The following is a 7,523-nucleotide window of genomic DNA, read 5'->3' on the forward strand; positions in this document are numbered from 1 at the left end:
AATAACTCAAATATGGTTTATTCCGCCTTCCCTCAGGAGATAATAATTATATATAGTTTGGGTTCAATAGAGTAGACATTTTTTACACCCCATATAGTAGACAACTTGAGAGTAGGAGGAAAATCATGAGTTGGACAGGAATCGTACTATTCGTGCAGCTTTTTTTCGGTGTCATTATTGGTCTTTATTTTTGGAACCTGCTTAAAAACCAGCGTACACAAAAGGTTTCAATTGACAAGGAATCGAAAAAGGAAATGGAACAATTACGTAAGATGCGAGCAATTTCATTAACCGAGCCGCTTGCTGAAAAAGTAAGACCGACAAGTTTTGCAGATATCGTTGGTCAAGAAGATGGTATTAAATCTTTAAAAGCAGCATTATGTGGGCCAAATCCTCAGCATGTTATAATTTATGGACCGCCTGGTATTGGAAAAACCGCGGCAGCGCGCCTTGTCATGGAAGAAGCAAAACGTAATCCAAAATCACCCTTTAAACAAACAGCAGTCTTTGTTGAGCTTGATGCAACAACTGCAAGATTTGATGAAAGAGGTATTGCTGATCCTTTGATTGGTTCTGTCCATGACCCGATCTATCAGGGTGCTGGTGCAATGGGGCAAGCAGGCATTCCACAGCCAAAACAAGGAGCGGTAACCCATGCTCATGGTGGGGTTTTATTTATCGATGAAATTGGTGAATTACATCCAATCCAAATGAATAAAATGTTAAAAGTGCTGGAGGACCGTAAAGTATTTTTAGAAAGTGCCTATTATAGTGAAGAAAATGCCCAAATTCCAACCCATATACATGATATTTTTAAAAATGGATTACCAGCCGATTTTCGAATGATTGGTGCAACAACCAGAACACCAACTGAAATCCCGCCTGCGATACGGTCACGCTGCCTAGAAGTTTTTTTTAGAGAGCTTGATCAAGATGAACTATCAGTTGTTGCTAAAAAGGCATTAGATAAAGTTAAAATGAATGCAACTGATAACGGAGTATCCATACTCGCATCCTATGCTCGAAATGGTCGGGAGGTAGTGAATATGGTTCAAATTGCTGCTGGAATCGCAATATCTGAAGAAAGAGACATTATCTATGATGAAGATATTGAGTGGGTAATACATTCAAGTCAACTAACACCTAGACATGATAAGAAAATTTATCCAAATGCAAGAGTAGGGTTAGTAAATGGTCTAGCGGTATATGGGCCGAATACTGGAGCCTTACTTGAGATTGAAGTAACAGTTATTCCGGCAAAGGATAATGGTACAATCAATATAACGGGAATTGTTGAAGAGGAAAGCATTGGTGATCGTGGTAAATCAGTAAGAAGAAAGAGTATGGCGAAGGGTTCTATTGAAAATGTCATTACTGTCCTTCGATCAATGGGAGTACCGGCATCAGACTATGATATTCATGTAAACTTCCCTGGAGGTATTCCGATTGATGGGCCTTCTGCTGGCATTGCCATGGCAACGGGTATTTATTCTGCTATTCATAAGTTCCCTGTTGACCATAAAGTTGCAATGACAGGGGAAATTAGTATACATGGAAATGTTAAACCAATTGGTGGTGTAATACCTAAAATAAAGGCGGCTAAACATGCGGGTGCTAAAAAAGTAATTATTCCTCAGGAAAATATGCAATCCATACTTAAAGAAATAGAAGGAATCGAAATAATCCCTGTCACAAACTTGGAGGAAGTATTTGCAATTGCAATTGAAGCTCCAAAACGACATCGAACAGAACAATCTATTATCCCGGCCTCTACAAATTTTTCAAAGACAGAATCAGTTTAAAATATACCGACTTCGACATACTAGTAAAGAACGTCGAGGTCTTTTTTAATATGAAGAAATATTAAAACTGCCTCCAAAATAGACAGGGACATTCAAATAAGATAAAATTTAGATTTAAAGACAAATTAATTTAAATTAATTGTATTCTGAGGTGTTTTGCAATGAATAACAAAAAGGAAATCATTGTTCCTTTATTACCGCTTCGTGGGTTATTGGTTTACCCAACAATGGTATTGCATCTCGATGTTGGTAGAGAGAAATCTGTTCAAGCGTTGGAAAAGGCAATGATTGAGGACCATATTATTTTTTTAACAACCCAAAGGGATGTATCAATAGATGATCCAACTGAAGAGGATATTTATCAAATTGGCACATTGACCCAGGTTAAGCAAATGCTTAAGCTACCAAATGGAACAATTCGCGTGTTGGTTGAAGGGTTACAACGAGGAGAAATTCAAGAAATTTATGATAAGGAAAGTTATCTTTCTGTAAAAGTAAAGACATTTGATGAGGATGAGACGAAGGATATTGAGACTGAGGCACTCATGCGAACAATGCTTGAATACTTCGAGCAATACATAAAGCTTTCAAAAAAAATATCAACAGAAACATATACATCAGTTACAGATATTGAAGAACCTGGTCGGATGGCAGATATAATTGCTTCACATATCCCACTTAAGTTAAAAGAAAAACAGGAAATACTCGAGACCTTTGATGTAAGAAAAAGAATGAATAAAGTTATTACCATTATTAATAATGAGAAAGAAGTGCTTAGCCTCGAGAAGAAGATTGGCCAAAGAGTCAAACGTTCAATGGAGCGAACTCAAAAGGAATATTATCTACGTGAGCAAATGAAAGCTATCCAAAAAGAGCTAGGTGACAAAGAAGGAAAAACTGGAGAAGTACTGTCTCTTAAGGAAAAAATAGAGACTGCAGGTATGCCAGAAAATGTTAAGGAAGTTGCTTTAAAAGAATTAGATCGTTATGAAAAAATACCGCAAACTTCTGCTGAGAGTGCTGTCATTCGCAATTATGTTGAATGGCTTCTGTCATTACCCTGGACAAATGCAACTGAGGACCAGCTCGATATACATCATGCAGAGAAGATATTAGAAAAGGATCATTTTGGCCTAGAGAAGGTAAAGGAAAGGGTATTAGAATACTTAGCAGTGCAGCAATTAACAAACTCCCTTAAAGGACCTATTCTTTGCCTTGCAGGCCCTCCAGGTGTTGGTAAAACTTCACTAGCTCGATCAGTTGCAAAATCATTGGGACGAAATTTCGTTCGAGTGTCCCTTGGTGGCGTTCGTGATGAATCGGAAATTAGAGGGCACCGTAGAACATATGTTGGAGCGATGCCAGGCAGAATCATTCAAGGGATGAAAAAGGCTGGGACGATTAATCCTGTTTTCTTGCTTGATGAGATTGACAAAATGTCTAATGATTTCCGAGGAGACCCTTCTTCTGCAATGCTTGAAGTATTAGATCCAGAGCAAAACTTTAATTTTAGCGACCATTTTATTGAAGAACCTTATGATTTATCAAAGGTAATGTTTATAGCTACAGCAAATAATTTGGCAACTATTCCGGGACCACTTCGTGATAGGATGGAAATTATTACAATTGCAGGCTATACAGAGATAGAAAAGGTTCATATTGCAAAGGATCATCTACTTCCAAAGCAAATTGAAGCACATGGTCTTACAAAAGGTAAATTACAAATTCGAGAAGATGCACTCCAAAGTATCATCCGTTATTATACGAGAGAGGCGGGCGTTCGAGGACTAGAGCGTCAACTAGCGACGATTTGTCGAAAGGTCGCCAAGATTATTGTTTCAGGTGAAAAAAAGCGTGTGATTATCTCAGATAAGAATATTGAAGAGTTTCTTGGGAAAAAGATTTTCAGTTATGGTCAAGCGGAAATTGAAGATCAAGTCGGTGTTGCAACCGGCCTAGCATATACCGCATTCGGGGGGGATACACTGTCGATTGAGGTCTCACTTTCTCCAGGAAAGGGGAAATTAATTTTGACAGGTAAGCTAGGTGATGTAATGAAGGAATCAGCTCAAGCTGCATTCAGTTATATTCGATCAAAAGCTACTCAATTAAATATTGATCCTGATTTTAATGAAAAGAATGATATCCATATCCATGTTCCAGAAGGTGCGGTTCCAAAGGATGGACCGTCGGCAGGAATCACTATCGCAACGGCACTTATTTCAGCATTAACAGGAAGAGCCGTTCGAAAAGAAGTGGGAATGACTGGAGAAATTACATTACGTGGAAGAGTTCTCCCAATTGGTGGACTCAAGGAAAAGTCGTTAAGTGCACACAGAGCGGGCTTAACGAAAATATTATTACCAAAGGATAATGTTAAAGATTTAGATGATATACCAGAAAGTGTTCGAAAAGAGATGGAGTTTGTTCCAGTTTCTCATTTAGATGAGGTACTTGAACATGCGTTAGTAGGGGAGAAATAATGAAAGTTACAAGTGCAGAAATCGTAATAAGTGCTGTTAAACCAGAACAATATCCGGATGTGGAATTACCTGAATTTGCATTAGCAGGACGTTCTAATGTAGGGAAATCATCCTTTATTAATAAAATGATTAATCGTAAAAGTCTAGCGAGAACATCATCTAAGCCTGGTAAAACACAGACATTGAATTTTTACTTAATCAATGAGTTGCTTCATTTTGTTGATGTTCCAGGTTATGGATATGCTAAAGTATCGAAAACCGAGCGAGCAGCATGGGGGAAAATGATTGAAACATATTTAACGAAACGAGAACAATTAAAAGCAGTTGTTCAAATTGTAGATTTACGACATCCCCCTTCAAAGGATGATATCTTAATGTATGATTTTGTTAAGCATTATGACATCCCAGTGATCATTATTGCAACGAAGGCCGATAAAATACCTAAAGGAAAATGGGATAAGCATGCAAAGGTAGTTAGAGAAACATTAGATCTGGATCCTAATGACCGCTTAATCAAATTTTCTTCTGAAACAGGGCTTGGAAAAGAAGAAGCATGGGCAGCATTACAAAGCTTTATGGGATAAAAAAGTGCAGTTGAAGTATACATTTACTTCAGCTGCTTTTTTTGTTGACTTTTTTATGCGTTACGGTCATTTACTAAAATAAGAGCAAACGCCCGTATTACGTATTTTGCCGAATCTAAGGGATTATCAAGGATATGGAAGGATGTAAGTGGATTTATAAAGATATGGAATATGTTTAGACGAGACCCAATAATATATAAGAATACACAGGTATATGCAACTATACGAATTTTGTGACAAGTAAAATTTATTGTTACACTTTTTAACAGACATATCAAAAGGGGGAGAATATTTAGTGAAAAAAGGGCTGGTTACTATCCTATCCGTTATTTTGATTGCTGGAATCTTAAGTGCATGTGGAAGTAAGGAGACAACTACAGATGGGATGAAGTTAGTAGAAAAGGATACATTTACGTTTGCATCATCGGGAGAGTATAATCCGTTCAGTGTTACGGACGGGAATGGTGTAATGACAGGTTTTGATATTGAGGTTGCAGAAGCAATTGCGAAGGAATTAGACCTGGAGCCTGATCAGAAACGTTTTAAATTTAATAGTATTGTTGAAGGTGTGAAGACCGGTCGCTTTGATGCGGCGGTTGCAAGCCATACAATTAATGAAGAACGTCTAGAACAAGTAGATTTTACAACACCATACTACTATTCAGGTCCACAAATTTTTGTCAGACCTGATAGTGATGTTCAGAGTCTTGATGATTTAAAAGATCTTGAAATTGCCGTTTCAAAAGGTTCAACCTATGCCAAAACAGCACAAGAGGTTACGGATAATGTTATTCAATATGATAGTGATGTAACAGCATTGGAAGCATTAAGCAAAGGAAAACATGATGCTGTAATTACTGACTTTTTGACGGGTAAGGAAGCAATTGGCGCGGGTCTAGAAATTGTTGGCAAAGATACGCTTGGTCTTAGTGAACAAGCTATCGCTGTTGCAAAAGACAATGATGTATTACTTAAAAAAATAAACAAGGCACTTGAAAAACTAAGAGAAGACGGAACACTTAAGAAAATCAGTGAAAAATACTTCAAAGAAGATATTACAACAAAACCAGAGGGAGAATAATTTCTTTGAGACGGATGTGTTAATAAACGCATTCGTTTCTTACTTTTAATGATCAATCATCTAAAAGGAGATGAGAACAGTTGCCGGAATTTAGTCATTTACTTGAAAAGTTTATTGAAACATATCCAATGTTTTTAAAAGGGATGGGCTGGACACTTAATGTTACCGCATTATCAATTATAATTGCAGTTATTATCGGTTTATTTTTGGCCTTTTTAAAAATATCAGGAAACAAAATTTTAACTCAATTTGCTAATTTATATATTTACCTTGTCCGAGGAACTCCCTTGGTCGTCCAAATTTTCTTCTTCTATTTTGGTTTGAGTGCTTTAAATATTTCTCCGTTCTGGTCGGTAACCTTAGCTTTAGCCTTTCACAATGGTGCGTATATAGCTGAAATCTTTCGTGGATCTATACAATCTATTGATCGGGGACAAATGGAAGCAGGGCGTTCATTAGGAATGAGCAGAATACTAACAATGCGAAGAATTATCCTGCCACAAGCTTTCAGAAGAGCATTACCACCCCTTGGAAATCAATTCATTATTTGTTTGAAGGATTCCTCACTTGCAGCCTTTATCGGATTAACAGAACTCTTTAATGTATCAACTACTCTAGGTTCAAATACATTTGATAATATGACCTACTTACTCATTGTCGCTGTGTATTATCTAATACTAGTCTTAATCTTTACGATTTTAGTAGGATTACTAGAGAAAAAATTATCAGCAAGTGAAAAATAATGGGAAGGAGGGTGAGAATTTATGAGTAAAAAGGAAATGATCAAGGTTGAATATTTAAATAAATCTTTTGGTAATTTACATGTTTTAAAGAATGTGAGCATTGAGGTAAAAGAAAGTGAAGTTGTTTGTTTAATCGGGGCAAGTGGATCAGGAAAAAGTACATTGCTACGTTGCTTGAATTTTTTAGAAATGAAAAATGATGGCAGAATTATGATTGGAAATGAAGAGATTGATCCGAGCACTCATAATTTAAATGAGGTTCGCCAAAGAGTAGGAATGGTTTTTCAGCATTTTAACTTGTTTCCACATATGACAGTGGTTGAAAATGTAATTGAAGCACCAATTCAGGTGAAAAAAGTTGCTAAAAAGGAAGCTATTCTTGAAGCAAGGGAGCTTCTTAAAAAAGTTGGTTTGGAGGATAAAGAAAATGTCTATCCATCTAAATTATCTGGCGGACAAAAGCAACGGGTAGCGATTGCAAGAGCGCTTGCGATGAAACCAGATATCATGCTGTTCGATGAGCCAACTTCAGCTCTAGACCCAGAACTTGTTGGCGAGGTTCTGACTACGATGAAAAAACTAGCAGAAGAAGGAATGACAATGGTCGTCGTCACCCATGAGATGTGCTTTGCAAGGGAGGTTGGCGATTGGGTCGTCTATATGAATGACGGTAAAATTGTTGAAGTAGGCAGGCCTGACGAAATCTTCACAAACCCAAAAGAACAACGCACAAGAGATTTCTTGAATTCAGTATTATAAAAAGGAAGAGACAGGATTAAAATGGCACCCTTGTCAAGGACACTATAAAAAAAGAGATTAAGCAGCTAGAA

At 37.2% G+C, this 7,523-nt stretch carries 6 protein-coding genes; all 6 read left to right on the forward strand.

Annotation, left to right across the window (positions count from 1 at the left end):
• Positions 1 to 125 precede the first annotated feature (125 nt).
• The 6 genes from lonB to MJG50_RS20010 all read left to right on the forward strand — a co-directional run bounded on the left by lonB (position 126) and on the right by MJG50_RS20010 (position 7,452).
• Positions 126 to 1,802, forward strand: a complete 1,677-nt coding sequence (gene lonB, locus MJG50_RS19985; protein WP_240257541.1) for an ATP-dependent protease LonB — start codon at positions 126 to 128, stop codon at positions 1,800 to 1,802.
• A 161-nt stretch (positions 1,803 to 1,963) separates the two neighbouring features.
• On the forward strand, positions 1,964 to 4,285 hold the full coding sequence (gene lon, locus MJG50_RS19990) for an endopeptidase La (protein ID WP_240257542.1): 2,322 nt from the start codon (positions 1,964 to 1,966) through the stop codon (positions 4,283 to 4,285).
• Complete coding sequence (gene yihA, locus MJG50_RS19995) at positions 4,285 to 4,869, forward strand: ribosome biogenesis GTP-binding protein YihA/YsxC (RefSeq protein ID WP_240257543.1); 585 nt, start codon at positions 4,285 to 4,287, stop codon at positions 4,867 to 4,869. Before lon ends, yihA begins: the two co-directional genes overlap by 1 nt.
• Before the next feature lie 295 nt (positions 4,870 to 5,164).
• On the forward strand, positions 5,165 to 5,950 hold the full coding sequence (locus MJG50_RS20000; RefSeq protein ID WP_240257544.1) for a transporter substrate-binding domain-containing protein: 786 nt from the start codon (positions 5,165 to 5,167) through the stop codon (positions 5,948 to 5,950).
• Positions 5,951 to 6,030: 80 nt separating this feature from the next.
• Positions 6,031 to 6,693 (forward strand): amino acid ABC transporter permease, encoded by a 663-nt coding sequence (locus MJG50_RS20005; RefSeq protein WP_431307306.1) that lies wholly within the window; start codon positions 6,031 to 6,033, stop codon positions 6,691 to 6,693.
• Positions 6,694 to 6,714: 21 nt separating this feature from the next.
• Positions 6,715 to 7,452, forward strand: coding sequence for an amino acid ABC transporter ATP-binding protein (locus tag MJG50_RS20010; protein ID WP_275695686.1), 738 nt, complete (start codon positions 6,715 to 6,717; stop codon positions 7,450 to 7,452).
• Positions 7,453 to 7,523: the final 71 nt, after the last annotated feature.

Origin of the sequence: Fredinandcohnia quinoae, assembly GCF_022427965.1 — a bacterium.
GTDB classification, from domain to species: Bacteria; Bacillota; Bacilli; order Bacillales; family Bacillaceae_L; genus Ferdinandcohnia; species Ferdinandcohnia quinoae.

Excerpts from the sequence above, each read along its gene's own strand:
- lonB (WP_240257541.1), top strand. The coding sequence starts at position 126 with ATGAGTTGGACAGGAATCGTACTATTCGTGCAGCTTTTTTTCGGTGTC.
- lon (WP_240257542.1), top strand. The coding sequence starts at position 1,964 with ATGAATAACAAAAAGGAAATCATTGTTCCTTTATTACCGCTTCGTGGG.
- yihA (WP_240257543.1), top strand. The coding sequence starts at position 4,285 with ATGAAAGTTACAAGTGCAGAAATCGTAATAAGTGCTGTTAAACCAGAA.
- MJG50_RS20010 (WP_275695686.1), top strand. The coding sequence starts at position 6,715 with ATGAGTAAAAAGGAAATGATCAAGGTTGAATATTTAAATAAATCTTTT.